Here is an 18457-nt window from a genome sequence, read left to right as displayed (position 1 = left end):
TTAATTACGATACAGCACTTTGATGATGTGGTAACCAAACTGCGTGTGCAGCGGGCCGTATGGTTCGAGCAGCGGGCAGGAAAACACCACTTTATCGAACGCAGGAACCATCTGGCCCTGACGGAATTCACCTAAGTGACCGCCTTTTTTGCCTGATGGGCAGGTGGAATGCTTTTTAGCCAGTTTTTCGAAGTCGCCGCCATTCTGAAGCTGCGCCAGAATTTCCTGGGCCAGTTTTTCTTCCTTAACAAGGATATGCAATGCTGCTGCGGTTTTTGCCATGATAGTGCCTTGAGTCGCATGGATTAGGCTCGCTATACTACCACGCTCTTTTTCCCCTTCGTACCTTCCTGACTTCACTGAGTGACCTTATGCGTTTAAACCCTGGCCAACAACAAGCCGTCGAATTTGTCACCGGACCCTGCCTGGTCCTGGCGGGCGCAGGCTCGGGCAAAACACGTGTGATTACCAATAAAATGGCGCATTTGATTCGCGAATGCGGCTATCAGGCACGTCACATCGCAGCGGTCACGTTTACTAACAAAGCGGCCCGCGAGATGAAAGAGCGTGTGGCGCAAACGTTAGGGCGCAAAGAAGCACGTGGTTTGCTGATCTCCACTTTCCATACCTTAGGTCTTGAGATTATTAAACGCGAGTACGCAGCGCTGGGGATGAAGGCTAACTTCTCACTATTTGATGACACCGATCAGACGGCGTTGCTCAAAGAGCTAACCGAAGGTTTGCTCGAGGACGATAAGACTTTATTGCAGCAGTTGATCTCGACGATCTCAAACTGGAAAAACGATCTGATGACGCCTTCGCAGGCGGCTGCGCAGGCCAAAGGGGAGCGCGACCGAATCTTTGCTCACTGCTATGGCTTGTACGATACACATCTGAAATCCTGCAATGTTCTGGATTTTGATGATCTGATTTTGCTTCCAACACTGCTTTTACAGAGCAATGAAGAAGTTCGTGAGCGTTGGCAAAACCGCATCCGCTATTTGCTGGTGGATGAGTATCAGGATACCAACACCAGCCAGTATGAACTGGTGAAGTTGCTGGTAGGGGCGCGAGCAAGATTTACCGTGGTGGGTGATGACGACCAGTCGATTTACTCCTGGCGCGGCGCAAGGCCGCAAAACCTCGTCTTGCTAAGTCAGGATTTCCCGGCACTTCAGGTGATTAAGCTTGAACAGAATTACCGTTCTTCCGGGCGTATTCTGAAAGCGGCAAACATTCTGATTGCCAATAATCCACATGTGTTTGAAAAACGTCTCTTCTCTGAACTGGGTTATGGCACCGAATTAAAAGTAGTGACGGCAAACAGTGAAGATCATGAGGCTGAACGCGTTACTGGCGAGCTTATTGCCCATCACTTCATAAATAAGACTAATTACAAAGATTACGCCATTCTCTATCGCGGAAATTTCCAGTCGCGCGTGTTTGAGAAGATGCTGATGCAGAACCGCATCCCGTATCGCATCTCAGGTGGCACCTCGTTCTTCTCGCGACCGGAAATCAAAGACCTTCTGGCTTATCTGCGTGTACTGACCAACCCCGATGACGACAGTGCATTCATGCGGATAGTGAATACACCGAAGCGTGAAATAGGCCCGGCGACTCTGCAAAAGCTGGGTGCCTGGGCGATGCAGCGCAATAAAGGATTGTTTAGCGCCAGCTTCGACATGGGGTTGAGCCAGACGCTGAGTGGGCGTGGTCTGGAGTCGTTACAGCGCTTCACTCAGTGGTTACGCGATGTGGCGACTTTGTCAGAACGCGACCCCATTGCTGCCGTGCGCGATTTGATTCACGGCATTGATTATGAAAGCTGGCTATATGAAACCTCACCCAGCCAGAAAGCCGCCGAAATGCGCATGAAAAACGTCAATACATTGTTTAGCTGGATGACGGAAATGCTTGAGGGGTCGGAAATCGATGATCCAATGACGTTAACTCAGGTGGTCACTCGCTTTACGCTGCGCGATATGATGGAGCGCGGGGAGAGCGATGAAGAAGCCGATCAGGTTCAGCTCATGACGCTTCATGCTTCAAAAGGTCTCGAATTCCCGTATGTCTTTTTAGTCGGGATGGAAGAAGGGCTGCTGCCGCATCAGAGTAGTATCGATGAAGATAACATTGAAGAAGAGCGCCGTCTGGCGTACGTGGGAATTACTCGTGCGCAAAAAGAACTGACTTTTACGCTCTGCAAAGAACGCCGCCAGTATGGTGAGCTGATTCGCCCAGAACCCAGCCGTTTCTTGCTGGAATTACCACAAGATGATTTGCTGTGGGAAACGGAACGTAAAGTGGTATCAGCTGAAGAACGGATGCACAAAGGCCAGAATAATGTAGCCAACATTCGTGAAATGCTGGCAAAAGCACGTAAAAGCTGAGTTATTTGATAGTCAGCGACCAGTGGACATAGCTTTGCCACAGGCTTTCTTGTTCGAGTAATTCAGCTCCGAGTGGGTGGCATTCCAGCCACTTTTCGGGAAGCTCAAGAATTAAAGTTTCGCCTTCCACCTTCAGCGTAATATCCGGCAGAATGTCATCGCGACGGCGACTGGCGAAAATAATAGCCAGGCGTAACAGGCGGCAAAGATATTCTGCAATACGCGGTGGTACGGCATTTTGCTGGTGGAGAGACGAGAGATCAACGGGGTTTGTCTGGTTCAACATCAGTGTCGCCAGCAGTTTTTTCTGGGCTGGTGTATAACCCGGAAGATCGAGATTTTTCACCAGATAGGCGGCGTGCTGGGGCGCTTGCTTAAAGTCGACGCTCAGGCCAATTTCATGCAGCAGGGCCGCGCTGTCGAGCATTTCTACACTCAGTGGCGTCAGATTCCACGAATCCGTTACCTGGTTGGCTAGTGCCTGTGCCAGTTGCTGCACGCGTTCTGCTTGCCCGGTATCAACCATAAAACGACGCTGAATATTGCGTATGGTACGGCTGCGGATTTCCTGGTTAACGGACAAATGAAGCATTCCGTACACCAGACCTTCACGCAGCGCACCGCCAGCCAGCGTCATACAATTGATCGATAACTCTTCGAATATCGCGATTAAAATGGCGAGACCGCTTGGAAACACTAGGGCTCTTTCGAGCGTAAGCCCTTCAATTTCCAGCTCTTCGAGTCGCCCACATTGAATGGCTCTCTGCTTTAACTGCTGAAGCTTTGCAAGCGTAATTCGTTCGTCCATTCCCTGCGCCATCATGATTTCTTGCAAGGCTTGTACGGTGCCTGAAGCGCCAACGCAGACTTTCCAGCCATGATGTTTTAACCGATCGCAAATCGGCCTGAGAACCTCTTTTGCAGCGGTTTCGGCAGCATCAAAGTTTTCTTTTGCCAGATTTCGATCGCTAAAAAAGCGTTCAAGCCAGGTTACGCAACCCATTGATAAGCTAAAGAGTGCGGTTGTTTGCGCCCCCGAGCCTGTCACCAGTTCCGTGCTGGCACCACCGATATCAACCACTAAGCGCTGATCGGCACCGCCCGTCGTATGGGCAACACCCTGATAAATCAGGCGTGCTTCTTCTTCGCCGCGGATGATTTGCACCGGACAACCGAGGATTTTTTCAGCCTGCTGGATGAATTCATTGGCGTTGGTAGCCAGGCGTAGTGTCGCGGTGGCGACAACTCGAATTTGTGACTGAGGGATATCTTGTAGACGTTCAGCAAATAAGCGCAGGCATTGCCACCCGCGCTCCATCGCTTCGCGTGAAAGCGTATTGTCGCTGCTTAAACCAGCAGCAAGGCGTACTTTCCGTTTAATCCTGGCAAGGGTTTGTATGCTCCCCGCCACCTCACGTACAACCAACATATGAAAGCTATTTGAGCCTAAATCAATTGCTGCATACAGCGAGGTGGAGCTGAGCATAAATTTTTAACCTGTGCGACGACGATTACCACGGGAGGCGCCACCATTACGGCGAGGACCGTTACCCGGACGGGAACGTGTCAGACGCTTTGGTGGAGGAAGTTCGCTTAACAGTGCTTCAGTTTTGTACTTACTGACTGGGATTGAGTGACCGATATAGGTTTCAATGGCAGACAGGTTTAACGCATAGTCTTCACAAGCAAGGCTGATGGAATGGCCACTTTCGCCAGCACGACCGGTACGGCCAATACGGTGAACGTAGTCTTCGCAGTCATCCGGTAAATCGTAGTTGAAAACATGAGTGACAAGCGGGATGTGTAAACCACGAGCGGCAACATCGGTTGCAACTAAGATGTCGAGATCGCCACGAGTGAATTCATCAAGAATGCGCAGACGTTTTTTCTGAGCCACATCGCCGGTTAACAGACCAACACGATGCCCATCAGCAGCCAGATGACCCCAGATATCTTCACAACGGTGTTTGGTGTTAGCAAAGATAATGGCACGGTCTGGCCACTCTTCTTCGATTAGCGTCTGTAACAGGCGCATTTTCTCTTCGTTAGAAGGGTAGAACAGCTCTTCCTGGATGCGGTGACCGGTTTTTTGTTCCGGTTCAACTTCCACGTATTCCGCGTTGTTCATCTGTTCGAACGCCAGTTCACGCACACGGTAAGATAAGGTGGCAGAGAACAGCATGTTCAGGCGTTGGGTAACAGGAGGCATGCGGCGGAACAACCAACGAATATCTTTAATAAAGCCGAGATCGTACATACGGTCAGCTTCATCAAGCACCACAACCTGAATTGCACCTAAGTTGATGTGGTTTTGTTTGGCATAATCAATCAAACGGCCAGTGGTACCGATAAGAATATCAACACCGCTTTCCAGCACTTTAAGCTGTTTGTCGTAGCCGTCGCCACCATAAGCCAGGCCGAGTTTCAGGCCGGTCGATTGTGCAAGTGGCTCTGCGTCAGAGTGAATTTGTACTGCCAGTTCACGAGTCGGTGCCATGATTAAAGCACGCGGCTGGTTCACCTGGCGATTCTCTGGAACCGGGTGAGAGAGTAAATAATGGAACGTTGACGTTAAAAACGCCATCGTTTTGCCAGTACCGGTTTGCGCCTGCCCTGCAACGTCACGATTCGCTAGTGTCAGCGGTAGTGCCAGTGCCTGAATTGGGGTGCAGTTATGGAACCCTTTATTTTCAAGGGCTTCAATCACCTTAGGGTGCAGGGCGAAGTCGGAAAACTTCTGTTCGGTCAAATGTGTTTTGCTCATAGTGTGGTAGAATATCAGTTTACTATTGCTTTACGAAAGCACATCCGTTGAAATAAACGGGGTGAAATAAAGTCACCCCAAGTTGGTTGAGGCTACACCAACAAGGTAGACATAATCCTGCGGAGTAGAACATGAGCGATAAAATTATTCACCTGACTGACGACAGTTTCGACACGGACGTGCTAAAAGCTGATGGGTTGATCCTGGTTGATTTCTGGGCAGAGTGGTGTGGTCCATGCAAGATGATCGCCCCGATTCTTGATGAAATCGCTGATGAATATCAGGGCAATCTGACCGTTGCTAAACTGAACATCGATCAGAACCCGGGCACCGCACCGAAATACGGTATCCGTGGTATCCCAACTCTGTTGCTGTTCAAGAATGGTGAAGTGGCTGCGACCAAAGTTGGTGCGCTGTCTAAAGGCCAGTTAAAAGAGTTCCTCGACGCTAATCTGGCATAATGGAATCTCAGCCGGTGCGTGCGGGTTCGCAATTTTTTGTGAGCTGCTGGACGCCCGGCGTCAGTCATGCTAAGTTACTTTTACTGCATTTTGAACTTGTCTTGTAGTTTGAATCTTTGTATTACCCAATGCTTCCAGTTAACTTTCACTAAGACGCTGTTTTACAGTGAACATATGGTCGCAAAATCGATTTCGGGCATATCACCCATTCCGTCGTGTCGTTTCAGTTCTGCGTTTTTCCTATGACCAGACAGCGATAAGACATGTGGTGGTGGCCATTAAACAGGCATGGATGATCCTGCCATACCATTCACGATCATGTTCGAGATTTACCCCGAGTTTAAGAACCCACCATTATGAATCTTACCGAATTAAAGAATACGCCGGTTTCTGAGCTGATTACTCTCGGCGAAAATATGGGGCTGGAAAACCAAGCCCGTATGCGCAAGCAGGACATTATTTTCTCCATCCTGAAGCAACATGCTAAGAGTGGTGAAGATATCTTTGGTGACGGTGTGCTGGAGATATTGCAGGACGGATTTGGTTTCCTCCGCTCTGCAGACAGCTCCTACCTCGCCGGTCCTGATGACATCTACGTTTCTCCCAGCCAAATCCGCCGTTTCAACCTCCGCACAGGGGATACCATCTCCGGTAAGATTCGCCCGCCGAAAGAAGGTGAGCGTTACTTTGCACTGCTGAAAGTAAACGAAGTCAACTATGACAAACCGGAAAATGCGCGTAGCAAAATCCTGTTCGAAAACTTAACCCCGCTGCATGCGAACTCTCGTTTACGCATGGAACGTGGTAACGGTTCTACCGAAGACTTAACCGCACGCGTACTGGATCTGGCATCGCCAATCGGTCGCGGCCAGCGTGGCCTGATTGTGGCACCGCCGAAAGCCGGTAAAACCATGCTGCTGCAAAACATCGCTACCAGCATTGCGTATAACCATCCTGATTGTGTACTGATGGTTCTGCTGATTGACGAGCGTCCGGAAGAAGTGACCGAGATGCAGCGTCTGGTTAAAGGTGAAGTTATTGCTTCTACCTTTGATGAGCCAGCCTCGCGCCACGTTCAGGTTGCCGAAATGGTCATCGAGAAAGCAAAACGTCTGGTTGAGCACAAGAAGGACGTAATTATTCTTCTCGACTCCATCACCCGTCTGGCTCGTGCCTACAACACCGTGGTACCGGCATCAGGCAAAGTGTTGACCGGTGGTGTGGATGCTAACGCCCTGCATCGTCCAAAACGCTTCTTCGGTGCGGCTCGTAACGTGGAAGAGGGTGGTAGCCTGACTATCATCGCAACGGCTCTGGTTGATACCGGTTCTAAAATGGATGAAGTTATCTACGAAGAATTTAAAGGTACCGGCAACATGGAACTGCATCTGGCGCGTAAAATCGCTGAGAAGCGTGTGTTCCCTGCCATCGACTATAATCGTTCTGGTACCCGTAAAGAAGAATTGCTGACTACCCAGGAAGAACTGCAGAAAATGTGGATCCTGCGTAAAATCATCCACCCAATGGGTGAGATTGATGCCATGGAATTCCTCATCAACAAGCTGGCGATGACGAAAACCAACGAAGACTTCTTCGATATGATGAAACGCTCGTAAGCCATAAAAACTCGGGGAACGCCACGCTTAGTCGTGGCGTTTTTCTTTTCTGGTATATACGATATAGAATCAACTATCACGGTTAAGCATCAACCGTGGCAATGGATGCCATGATGTTATTAGTCGCAACGCTTGGATAGTGTTGTTTAAATAATAAACGGGTTGTTCAGGGATTCGATGTATATAACCATTGGACGGGGCAGACTTCGATTGAGTTTTCCTTGACCTTTTATTTTGCAGAGAGCTTGCACTGTGAATTTAATCACCGCTGGAACTGACCTGGTAAGTATTTTTTTATTCACTACCGTTTTTCTTTTTTTCGCTCGTAAGGTGGCAAAAAGAATCGGTCTGGTAGATAAACCAAACTTCCGCAAACGCCACCAGGGACTCATCCCTTTGGTCGGAGGCATTTCTGTTTATGCCGGGATCTGCTTTACTTTCCTGATTGCCAATTATTACATCCCACACGCATGGCTTTATTTGACCTGTGCCGGGGTACTGGTGTTCGTCGGTGCTCTGGATGATCGCTTTGATATCAGTGTAAAAATTAGAGCCTCGATTCAGGCATTAATTGGCATTGTTATGATGGTTGTCGGGAAATTATACCTGGTCAGCCTTGGGTATATATTTGGTTCCTGGGAAATGGTTCTCGGCCCATTCGGTTATTTTTTAACCCTGTTTGCCGTCTGGGCTGCAATAAACGCCTTCAATATGGTTGATGGTATTGATGGCCTGTTGGGTGGGCTTTCTTGCGTATCCTTTGCAGCAATGGGAATCATCCTTTATTTCGATGGGCAATTGAGCCTGGCGATGTGGTGCTTCGCAATGATTGCCGCCATCTTGCCTTATATTCTTTTAAACCTCGGGATACTTGGACGTCGCTATAAAGTATTTATGGGGGATGCGGGTAGCACGCTCATCGGATTTACGGTTATCTGGATCCTACTGGAAACCACTCAGGGTCAAACTCATCCAATCAGTCCAGTCACTGCTTTGTGGATTATTGCTATTCCTTTGATGGACATGATTGCCATTATGTACCGCCGTTTACGCAAAGGCATGAGTCCATTCTCCCCAGACCGCCAGCATATTCACCATTTAATCATGCGTGCTGGGTTTACTTCCCGTCAGGCTTTTGTGCTTATCACAGCCGCAGCAGCATTGCTTGCGAGTATTGGCGTGGCTGCTGAATATATTCATTCCATACCCGAGTGGGTAATGTTGGCATTATTCTTGCTTGCATTTGTCCTATATGATTATTGCATCAAACGCGCCTGGAAAGTGGCTCGTTTTATAAGACGCCATAAGCGTCGGCAACGTAGAAACAGCAGTAGCATTTCTTAATTCTGAATGTAATTGGGGAAGTGATGAAACAAAACGTGCCAGGAAATAACCCGGGAATGGTAGACAACGAGTTGGACATTCGTGGTTTATTCCGGACACTTTGGCAAGGGAAGCTGTGGATTATTGGCGTGGCAGCTTTGTTTGCTGCCGTAGCGCTGATCTATACTTTCTTTGCCAAGCAGGAGTGGAGTGCTAACGCGATAACCGATCGTCCAACCGTGAATATGCTGGGTGGTTTTTATTCTCAGCAGCAATTCCTGCGCAATCTTGACCTCAGATCTAACATGTTGCCGGTCGATCAGCCGTCGGTGATGGATGAAGCTTACAAAGAATTCATCATGCAGCTGTCTGCTTACGATACCCGTCGTGATTTTTGGCTGCAGACTGACTATTACAAACAACGTCAGGTTGGCAATAGTAAAGTGGATGCCGCGCTATTGGATGAAGTCATTGATAACATTCAATTTACTGCTGGTGATGCCACCCGTAACACTAGCGATAGCGTGAAGCTAATTGCTGAAACTGCCGCTGATGCTAACAACTTGCTGCGCCAATATGTCGCTTTTGCCAGCCAGCGTGCGGCAAGCCATCTCAATGAAGAACTGACGGGGGCCTGGGCTGCTCGTACTGTTCAGATGAAAGCGCAAGTTAAACGGCAGGAAGCAGTAGCGAAGGCAATTTTTGACCGCAAAGTGCACAGTGTCGAGCAAGCGCTGAAAATAGCACAGCAGCAAAATATTTCTAAAAGTGAAACAGAAGTTCCTGCCGACGAGTTACCAGATTCTGAAATGTTCATGTTAGGACGTCCTATGTTGCAAGCACGCCTTGAAAGCTTGCAAGCGGTAGGTCCAGACTATGACATCGACTATGACCAGAATCGAGCCATGCTGTCGACGCTGAATGTTGGGCCGACGCTCGACGCTCGCTTCCAAACCTACCGCTATTTACGTACCCCTGAGGAACCTGTGAAGCGTGATAGTCCGCGCCGGGCATTCTTGCTGATTATGTGGGGTATGGTTGGGGCCCTGATTGGTGCTGGTGTGGCATTAGCCCGCCGTCCAAAATTGTTATAACGCCCTCACCCGGTGAAAGCTCGATGGACGGCTTTCACCTTTTTTAATTAAAGAGAATCGCTGTGAAAGTGTTAACTGTTTTTGGCACGCGCCCAGAAGCCATTAAAATGGCTCCACTGGTTGATGCGTTGGCAAAAGACCCGTTTTTTGACGCAAAAGTCTGCGTGACAGCACAGCATCGCGAGATGCTGGATCAAGTGCTGAATCTATTTTCTATCGAGCCGGATTATGATTTAAACATCATGAAACCGGGGCAAGGGTTGACGGAAATCACCTGCCGCATCCTCGAGGGACTAAAGCCGATTCTTGAGTCATTTAAGCCGGATGTGGTTCTGGTACATGGCGATACCACAACGACACTCGCCACTAGTCTTGCTGCATTTTATCAGCGTATTCCCGTTGGGCATGTTGAAGCGGGTCTGCGTACTGGCGACCTGTACTCCCCGTGGCCAGAAGAAGCGAACAGAACCATTACCGGGCATCTGGCGATGTATCACTTCGCGCCAACAGAGAATTCCCGACAAAACCTCTTACGTGAAAATATCAGCGACAGTAAGATCTTCGTTACCGGTAATACGGTGATTGATGCGCTGATTTCCGTCCGCGATCGCGTGTTGGCTGATGATAGCTTGCGCAGCTCTTTGGCGGAGTGTCATCCGTTCCTCGATAACAGCAAAAAACTGATTCTGGTTACCGGTCACCGCCGCGAAAGCTTTGGCGATGGTTTTGAACGTATTTGTCACGCGCTGGCTGAAATTGCTAAAGAAAACAGCGATGTTCAGATTGTTTATCCTGTGCATTTGAATCCAAATGTTAGCGAGCCTGTGACGCGTATTCTTGGTGATGTTAAAAACGTGGTGCTGATCGACCCACAGGAATACTTGCCGTTTGTCTATTTAATGAACCATGCCTACCTGATTCTGACCGACTCCGGTGGTATCCAGGAAGAAGCGCCATCGCTGGGAAAACCCGTATTGGTGATGCGTGATACTACAGAGCGCCCGGAAGCGGTTGATGCAGGAACCGTTCGTTTGGTGGGTACGGATACTCAAGAGATTGTCCGCCAGGTAACGCGTTTGTTGAAAGACCAAAACGAATACGAAGTGATGAGTCGGGCACATAATCCTTACGGCAACGGTAAGGCCTGTGAACAAATTTTGGCTGCATTGAAGAAGAATCAGGTGACACAACAATGAGTTTTGCAACCATCTCTGTGATTGGTCTTGGCTATATCGGATTACCTACTGCGGCTGCATTTGCCTCTAAACAGCAACACGTCGTAGGGGTTGATATCAACCAACATGCTGTAGACACCATAAATCGTGGTGCTATTCACATCGTTGAGCCTGACCTGGATAAGGTGGTCAAAACTGCTGTGGAAGGTGGTTTTTTACGCGCCAGTACCAGGCCAGTTGAAGCTGATGCTTTTTTGATTGCGGTGCCAACGCCATTTAAAGGCGATCACGAACCGGACATGGTTTATGTTAAAGCTGCCGCCGAGTCCATCGCTCCCGTCCTCAAGAAAGGGGCTTTGGTGATTCTGGAGTCCACTTCTCCGGTCGGTTCAACCGAGCAAATGGCGCAATGGTTAGCCGAACTTCGCCCTGACCTGACATTCCCTCAGCAGGCTGGTGAAGCAGCAGATGTTAACGTGGCTTACTGCCCGGAACGAGTATTGCCAGGCCAGGTGATGGTTGAACTTATCAAAAACGATCGGGTTATTGGCGGCATGACGCCAATCTGCTCGGCTCGTGCCAGCGAACTGTACAAAATCTTCCTGGAAGGTGAGTGTGTGGTGACGAACTCCCGCACCGCTGAAATGTGTAAGCTCACTGAAAACAGCTTCCGCGATGTGAATATTGCCTTCGCCAACGAGCTGTCGCTGATTTGTGCCGCACAAGGGATTAACGTCTGGGAATTAATCCGCCTGGCGAACCGCCACCCGCGCGTCAATATCTTGCAGCCGGGTCCGGGTGTTGGTGGGCATTGCATCGCGGTTGACCCATGGTTTATCGTCGCGCAGAACCCAGAGCAAGCACAGTTGATCCGTACCGCGCGTGAGGTCAACGATGGCAAGCCGCACTGGGTTGTCAACCAGGTGAAAGCCGCCGTAGCTGACTGCCTGTCAGAAACAGGAAAGCGCGCCAGTGAAATCACTATTGCCTGCTTTGGCCTTGCGTTTAAACCTAACATTGACGACCTGCGTGAAAGCCCTGCCATGGAAATCGCTGAGCTTCTCAGCACCTGGCATAGTGGTAAAACTCTGGCAGTTGAGCCCAATATTCACCAGCTGCCGAAAAAACTGCTCGGACACTGTGAATTAGCCACTACGGATGAAGCCCTTTCACAAGCTGACGTGTTGGTGATGTTAGTCGATCACCTGGCATTCAAAGTTATTCCGGGTACACAAGTTCAGCAACGCTGGATTGTTGATACCAAAGGAGTCTGGCGCTAGTTCTCGCCAGACGCAGATGAAGCCGATGACGTCTAACTCTGTACCCGTTCACGCAAGAATTGAATCTCTCGACTGGGAGAACCAATTCTTTGCGGTGAATAGCGGAATTCTTCGTTTTGAAGATGACGCGCCCTTGCTGACTCCACCACTCCTTGCGGCGTTTACCCGTGTGCAGGCAAAAATCGCTACCCAGCAAACCCTCTTGCTTGATGGTTTGCAGCAACTCGGTTTTAAACTGGTTGAAGGAGAAGTCGATCTTGCACTGAAAGTTGGCACGCAACATGCTCCATCTTCTCTACAGCTAGCCACAGATGCGGATATCCCTGTATTACGGGATTTAGCCGCTAAAATTTTCACACAAAGCCGTTTTCGTGCGCCCTGGTATCAACCAGCTGATAGTGGAAATTTCTATGCACAATGGGTTGAAAATGCAGTGCTTGGTACTTTTGACCACGAGTGCCTGATATTGAAAAATGGTGATGTGATACAAGGCTTTGTCAGCATGCGCCAACTCAATGAGCGCGAGGCGCGTATTGGTTTACTGGCGGGACGTGGTGTGGGTGCCGAATTGATGGATACCGCGCGTTTATGGTGTCAGCAGCGTGGGTTACAAACGCTGCGCGTGGCTACACAAACCAGCAATACCGCAGCTCTGCGACGTTATATTCAAAGCGGTGCCAACATAGAAAGCACCGCCTTCTGGTTATACAGGTGAAAAAATGATTCCATTTAATGCTCCGCCAGTTGTAGGTACGGAAATCGAATACATGCAGGCTGCGATGGGTAGCGGCAAGCTCTGTGGCGACGGTGGTTTCACCCGTCGCTGTCAGCAATGGATGGAGCACCGTTTTGGCAGCAAAAAAGTGCTGCTGACACCTTCTTGTACCGCATCGCTGGAAATGGCCGCGTTGCTGCTGAATATTCAGCCCGGCGATGAAGTGATTATGCCAAGCTATACCTTTGTTTCTACAGCGAATGCCTTTGTTCTACGTGGCGCCAAAGTTGTCTTTGTTGATATTCGCCCGGACACCATGAACATCGACGAGAAGCTGATTGAAGCAGCCATCACCGAGAAAACGCGAGCCATTGTTCCGGTTCATTACGCGGGTGTTGCCTGCGAAATGGACACCATTATGGCGATTGCGACAAAACATAAACTCTTTGTGGTGGAAGATGCCGCGCAGGGTGTGATGTCGACCTACAAAGGCCGCGCCTTAGGGACAATCGGCCATATTGGTTGTTTCAGCTTCCATGAAACCAAAAACTACACTGCCGGTGGCGAAGGGGGAGCGACGTTGATAAACGACGCTTCACTTATCGAACGCGCGGAAATTATTCGCGAAAAAGGCACCAACCGCAGCCAGTTCTTCCGTGGGCAGGTCGACAAATACACCTGGCGCGATATTGGTTCAAGCTACCTGATGGCAGACCTCCAGGCTGCATATCTTTGGGCGCAACTGGAAGCCGCTGAAAAGATTAACCAACAGCGCCTGAAACTGTGGCATGCCTATTACGACGCGCTTGCACCACTGGCTAAAGCCGGGCGAATCGAATTGCCATCGATTCCAAAAGACTGTGTACAGAATGCGCACATGTTTTATATCAAGCTGCGTGATATCGAAGACCGCAGCGCGCTGATTGCGTATCTCAAAGAGGCAGAAATTATGGCGGTGTTCCATTACATCCCATTACATGATTGCCCGGCTGGCGAGAAGTTTGGTTACTTCCACGGCGAAGACCGTTTCACCACACAAGAAAGCGAGCGCCTGCTGCGTTTGCCACTGTTCTACAACTTGTCTCCAGCGAACCAACGTACCGTTATCAATACGTTGCTAAGCTTCTTCTCCTGATATGTCACTCGCGAAAGCCTCAGTGTGGACCGCAGGGTCCACACTGGTAAAAATTGCTGCCGGTTTGCTGGTGGTGAAACTGCTTGCGGTGGCATATGGCCCAGCTGGCGTCGGTCAGGCGGGAAACTTCCGCCAGATGGTCACGGTATTGGGCGTGCTTGCCGGCGCGGGGATCTTCAACGGCGTGACAAAATACGTCGCGCAGTATCACGATCAGCCCGAGCAATTACGCAAGGTTATCGGCACGTCGTCGGCGATGGTGTTGGGTTTCTCAACACTTTTAGCCATCATTTTTGTGGTTGCAGCAAAGCCCATCAGCCTTGGTTTATTTGGGCATGAGAATTACCAGGGATTAGTGCGTCTGGTGGCGTTAGTGCAGATGGGTATCGCCTGGGCGAACTTGTCGTTAGCCATCATGAAAGGTTTTCGTGATGCGCCTGGTAACGCGCTGGCACTGATTGGTGGCAGTCTTATTGGCGTGATGGCGTATTACCTTTGTTATCGCCTGGGCGGATATCAGGGGGCGTTGCTGGGGCTTGCGTTGGTGCCTGCGTTGGTACTTATTCCGGCAGGCATCATGCTGGTTCGCCGCGAGCACGTACCATTTGGCTACCTGAAACCGCAGTGGGATAAAGTTTACGCCAGTAGCCTTGGTAAATTCACGATCATGGCGCTGATCACCTCTGTGACGCTCCCAGTGGCTTATGTCATGATGCGTAACCTGCTTGCTGCTCACTACAGTTGGGAAGATGTCGGGATTTGGCAGGGCGTAAGCAGCATTTCGGATGCCTACCTGCAATTCATCACCGCTTCGTTTAGCGTTTATTTGCTGCCAACGCTTTCACGCTTAACCAACAAAACCGACATCAGCCGCGAGATTGTTCGTTCTCTGAAGTTTGTTCTGCCTGCGGTTGCGGCGGCAAGCGTCACCGTCTGGCTGTTACGCGACTTTGCTATCTGGCTGCTTTTTTCGCATAAATTCATTGCGATGCGCGATCTTTTTGCCTGGCAACTGGTGGGCGATGTGCTGAAAGTGGGCTCATATGTGTTTGGTTATCTGGTGATAGCCAAAGCCTCGCTTCGCTTCTATATCTTGACTGAAATCAGCCAGTTCACATTATTGACCGGTTTTTCACATTGGCTTATACCTGCGCATGGTGCCTTGGGGGCCGCGCAGGCATATATGGCAACGTACATCATTTACTTCACGCTCTGTTGCAGCGTTTTCCTCATTTATCGTAGACGAGCATGACGACACTGATTCACGTTTTGGGATCGGATATCCCACACCATAATCAAACGGTACTGCGCTTCTTCAATGACGCACTGGCTGTTTCAAATCTGCATGCCCGCCAGTTTATGGTGGTGTCAAAGGACGACGCTTTGCTTTCCGCTTTTCCGGCACTTACCGTAACGCTTTACCCAACTAAAAAAGCGCTGGCGCAGGCCGTGGTGGAAAAGGCGCGGGCTAATCGCCAACAACGCTTTTTCTTCCATGGGCAGTTTAACAGTGCGCTATGGATTGCCTTGCTGACCGGTGGTTTGAAGCCCACCCAGATGTACTGGCATATTTGGGGCGCTGATCTTTACGAGGCCTCGAAGAGCCTCAAGTTTCGGGTATTTTATCTGCTGCGCCGTATTGCGCAGGGGCGGGTGGGGCGAGTTTTTGCCACGCGCGGCGACCTGAACTACTTCCATAAACGTCACCCGAATGTAGCTGGCGATCTGATTTATTTCCCGACGCGCATGGATTCGTCGCTGAATACTTTGGACCCTGGTGACGTGATAACCGGCAAAATGACACTGCTGGTGGGCAATTCTGGCGATCTTAGTAATCAACACATTGTGGCGTTGAAAGCGATTCATGCCCAGTTTGGCGACACGGTACGCGTGGTGGTTCCGATGGGCTATCCCGCTAACAACGATGCGTATATTCATGAGGTACAGCAAGCAGGCCGAGCGTTGTTCAGCGAAGAGAACCTACAAGTGCTGACGGAAAAAATGGACTTCGACGACTATCTGGCGCTGTTGCGTCAATGCTCGCTGGGATATTTCATTTTTGACCGCCAGCAAGGAATCGGCACGCTTTGCTTGCTGATTCAGGCGGGCATTCCGTGCGTGTTGAGTCGCAAAAACCCGTTCTGGCAGGATATGGCTGAACAGCATATTCCCGTGCTCTTTGCTGGTGACACACTGGATGAGTCGATCGTCCGCGAAGCGCAGCGTCAACTACGCTTACTGGATAAACAACAAATTGCCTTCTTCAACCCTAATTACATTGACGGCTGGAAACGGGCGCTGGACATCGCTTCGGGAGAAACCGCATGAGTATGCTGCAATTTGGCGGTTTGTTTGTGGTCTGGTTCTTATCAGTGATGTTCATTGGCACGTTAACGTACCAGGAATTTCGCCGGGTGCGTTTCAATTTTAATGTGTTCTTCTCGCTGCTTTATCTGCTGACATTTTTCTTTGGCTTCCCGTTTACCTGCACGCTGGTGTTCCGCTTCGGCGTGGCGGTCGTACCGGCCGATGTGTTGCTACAAGCACAACTTGCAGCAGTCTGTTTCTACGGTATCTACTATGTTGCCTACAAAACGAGGCTGCGTGCGAAGAGAACTGAAACGGTGCGCCGTCCTGTCTTTACCATGAACCGGGTCGAGACTCATCTGACGTGGGTGATGTTGATGGTGGTGGCGCTGGTCAGTGTTGGCATCTTCTTTATGCATAATGGTTTTTTGTTATTTAAGCTGCACTCCTACAGCCAGATTTTCTCCAGTGAAGTGTCGGGCGTTGCGTTAAAGCGCTTCTTCTACTTCTTTATCCCCGCCATGCTGGTGGTCTATTTCCTTAAGCAAGATGGCCGCGCCTGGATGTTCTTCCTGGTCAGCACTGTAGCGTTTGGCTTGCTGACTTACATGATTGTTGGCGGGACTCGCGCCAATATCATCATCGCGTTCGCCATCTTTTTGTTCATCGGTATTATTCGCGGTTGGATTTCGCTGTGGATGCTGGCGGCGGCTGGCGTCTTCGGTATCGTCGGCATGTTCTGGCTGGCATTGAAACGCTACGGTCTCAATGTGAGTGGTGATGAAGCGTTTTATACCTTCTTGTACCTGACGCGCGATACCTTCTCTCCGTGGGAAAACCTGGGATTACTGCTGCAAAATTACGACAAAATTGAATTCCAGGGGTTGGCACCGATAGTACGTGATTTCTATGTCTTTATTCCGACATGGCTGTGGCCCGGTAGGCCTGGTATTGTACTGAATAGTGCGAACTACTTTACCTGGGAAATTCTCAACAACCATTCTGGCCTGGCGATTTCACCAACCTTAATTGGCTCGCTGGTGGTGATGGGCGGTGTGTGGTTTATCCCGTTGGGCGCAGTGGTAGTGGGGCTAATCATCAAATGGTTCGACTGGTTGTATGAGCTGGGGAATCGGGAAACCAACAAGTACAAAGCAGCCATTCTGCATAGTTTCTGTTTCGGGGCGATCTTTAACATGATTGTTCTGGCACGAGAGGGCCTGGATTCCTTCGTCTCACGCGTTGTATTTTTCCTGATGGTATTTGGTGCCTGCTTGCTGCTGGCTAAACTGCTCTACTGGTTATTTGATAGTGCGGGGCTGATACATCAACGGTTAAGACGTTCCCCGCAAGCTGTCTCAGGCACCCAAAAAGCATCACAAGGAATATCATGAACCGACTGACTACCGCCCCTTCCTATGCCATTCGCGGTCTGAACCTTCTGGGCTGGCGCGATATGCAGCATGCTTTGGATTACCTCTACACAGAAGGAACACTGCGTAGAGGTACGCTGGTGGCGATTAACGCAGAGAAAATTCTTGCCGCAGAACGTGAGCCGGAAGTGCGAACGCTGATCGAAGCCGCGGAATACAAATACGCCGACGGAATTAGCGTGGTGCGTTCCATTCGCAAAAAATTCCCTGGAGCGGTTGTGTCACGAGTGCCTGGTGCTGACCTATGGGAAGCTTTGATGCAGCGTGCGGGGCAAGAAGGTACACCAGTTTTCCTCATTGGCGGCAAACCAGAAATACTGGCGCAAACCGAAGCCAAACTGCGCGAACAGTGGCAGGTTAATATTGTCGGTTGCCAGGATGGTTACTTCAAAGCGGAACAGCAAGCGGCTTTGTTTGAACGTATTCGGGACAGTGGCGCGGCTATTGTGACGGTAGCGATGGGGTCGCCGCGGCAGGAAATCTTTATGCGGGATTGCCGTAAGGTTCATCCTGATGCGTTATATATGGGAGTGGGTGGTACCTACGATGTGTTTACCGGCCATGTGAAGCGTGCACCAAAGATATGGCAGAACCTTGGTCTGGAATGGCTTTATCGTTTGTTGTCGCAACCGAGCCGCATCACACGCCAAATAAAGTTGCTGCGTTATCTGGCCTGGCATTACACCGGTCGGTTATAAAACGCTACCCGACACACCGTTAAAGTGAGTTTTACGGCTGAATTTGGCTGGATAATCATCAGA

Annotated in this window: 16 protein-coding genes; 13 read left to right on the top strand and 3 right to left on the bottom strand. The window is 50.0% G+C overall.

Annotated features, from left to right (window positions below; genetic code table 11):
• Positions 1-282, bottom strand: coding sequence for a peptidylprolyl isomerase PpiC (ppiC, locus tag MNO13_RS23555; protein WP_064541590.1), 282 nt, complete (start codon positions 280-282; stop codon positions 1-3).
• 89 nt (positions 283-371) lie between these two features.
• Here ppiC and rep point away from each other — a divergent pair, with 89 nt between their 5' ends.
• Entirely contained in the window at positions 372-2393 is a 2022-nt protein-coding gene (gene rep / locus MNO13_RS23550) for a DNA helicase Rep (protein ID WP_064541587.1), read from the top strand.
• 1 nt (position 2394) lies between these two features.
• Here the strand turns inward: rep and gppA are convergent, their stop codons facing one another.
• Both gppA and rhlB read right to left on the bottom strand, forming a co-directional pair.
• Positions 2395-3879, bottom strand: coding sequence for a guanosine-5'-triphosphate,3'-diphosphate diphosphatase (gppA, locus tag MNO13_RS23545; protein ID WP_064541584.1), 1485 nt, complete (start codon positions 3877-3879; stop codon positions 2395-2397).
• A gap of 6 nt (positions 3880-3885) precedes the next feature.
• Entirely contained in the window at positions 3886-5157 is a 1272-nt protein-coding gene (rhlB, locus tag MNO13_RS23540) for an ATP-dependent RNA helicase RhlB (RefSeq protein WP_064541580.1), read from the bottom strand.
• Positions 5158-5288: 131 nt separating this feature from the next.
• On the opposite strand from rhlB, the gene trxA reads away from it, so the two are divergent.
• The 12 genes from trxA (at position 5289) to wecG (ending at position 18394) form a co-directional block, all read left to right on the top strand.
• A complete protein-coding gene (gene trxA, locus MNO13_RS23535) occupies positions 5289-5618 on the top strand; it encodes a thioredoxin TrxA (protein ID WP_034461718.1) in 330 nt (109 codons plus the stop codon).
• A gap of 356 nt (positions 5619-5974) precedes the next feature.
• On the top strand, positions 5975-7234 hold the full coding sequence (rho, locus tag MNO13_RS23530; protein WP_034492237.1) for a transcription termination factor Rho: 1260 nt from the start codon (positions 5975-5977) through the stop codon (positions 7232-7234).
• Positions 7235-7486: 252 nt separating this feature from the next.
• On the top strand, positions 7487-8578 hold the full coding sequence (gene wecA, locus MNO13_RS23525; RefSeq protein ID WP_133523148.1) for a UDP-N-acetylglucosamine--undecaprenyl-phosphate N-acetylglucosaminephosphotransferase: 1092 nt from the start codon (positions 7487-7489) through the stop codon (positions 8576-8578).
• 23 nt (positions 8579-8601) lie between these two features.
• Positions 8602-9651 (top strand): ECA polysaccharide chain length modulation protein, encoded by a 1050-nt coding sequence (gene wzzE, locus MNO13_RS23520; protein ID WP_133523147.1) that lies wholly within the window; start codon positions 8602-8604, stop codon positions 9649-9651.
• 62 nt (positions 9652-9713) lie between these two features.
• Complete coding sequence (wecB, locus tag MNO13_RS23515) at positions 9714-10847, top strand: non-hydrolyzing UDP-N-acetylglucosamine 2-epimerase (RefSeq protein ID WP_064541569.1); 1134 nt, start codon at positions 9714-9716, stop codon at positions 10845-10847.
• Positions 10844-12106, top strand: coding sequence for a UDP-N-acetyl-D-mannosamine dehydrogenase (gene wecC, locus MNO13_RS23510; protein ID WP_241939369.1), 1263 nt, complete (start codon positions 10844-10846; stop codon positions 12104-12106). Before wecB ends, wecC begins: the two co-directional genes overlap by 4 nt.
• Before the next feature lie 25 nt (positions 12107-12131).
• A complete protein-coding gene (gene rffC / locus MNO13_RS23505; protein ID WP_064541632.1) occupies positions 12132-12821 on the top strand; it encodes a dTDP-4-amino-4,6-dideoxy-D-galactose acyltransferase in 690 nt (229 codons plus the stop codon).
• 4 nt (positions 12822-12825) lie between these two features.
• Positions 12826-13956 (top strand): dTDP-4-amino-4,6-dideoxygalactose transaminase, encoded by a 1131-nt coding sequence (gene rffA, locus MNO13_RS23500; protein WP_133523146.1) that lies wholly within the window; start codon positions 12826-12828, stop codon positions 13954-13956.
• A gap of 1 nt (position 13957) precedes the next feature.
• Positions 13958-15208 carry a lipid III flippase WzxE gene (gene wzxE / locus MNO13_RS23495; protein ID WP_241939368.1) on the top strand — a complete coding sequence of 417 codons (1251 nt, stop codon included), beginning with the start codon at positions 13958-13960 and terminating at the stop codon, positions 15206-15208.
• The gene (locus MNO13_RS23490; protein WP_241939367.1) at positions 15205-16284 is read left to right on the top strand and encodes a TDP-N-acetylfucosamine:lipid II N-acetylfucosaminyltransferase; all 1080 of its coding nucleotides are present in this window, start codon (positions 15205-15207) and stop codon (positions 16282-16284) included. The genes wzxE and MNO13_RS23490 overlap by 4 nt, the downstream gene beginning before the upstream one ends.
• A complete protein-coding gene (wzyE, locus tag MNO13_RS23485) occupies positions 16281-17657 on the top strand; it encodes an ECA oligosaccharide polymerase (RefSeq protein ID WP_241939366.1) in 1377 nt (458 codons plus the stop codon). Before MNO13_RS23490 ends, wzyE begins: the two co-directional genes overlap by 4 nt.
• A complete protein-coding gene (wecG, locus tag MNO13_RS23480; RefSeq protein WP_133523142.1) occupies positions 17654-18394 on the top strand; it encodes a lipopolysaccharide N-acetylmannosaminouronosyltransferase in 741 nt (246 codons plus the stop codon). Before wzyE ends, wecG begins: the two co-directional genes overlap by 4 nt.
• Positions 18395-18457 lie beyond the last annotated feature (63 nt).

The sequence above is a fragment of the Buttiauxella ferragutiae genome, assembly GCF_022637515.1.
GTDB classification, from domain to species: Bacteria; Pseudomonadota; Gammaproteobacteria; order Enterobacterales; family Enterobacteriaceae; genus Buttiauxella; species Buttiauxella ferragutiae.
The sequence above is the reverse complement of the archived record's forward strand: the minus strand, read 5'-3'. Positions and strand labels throughout refer to the sequence as shown.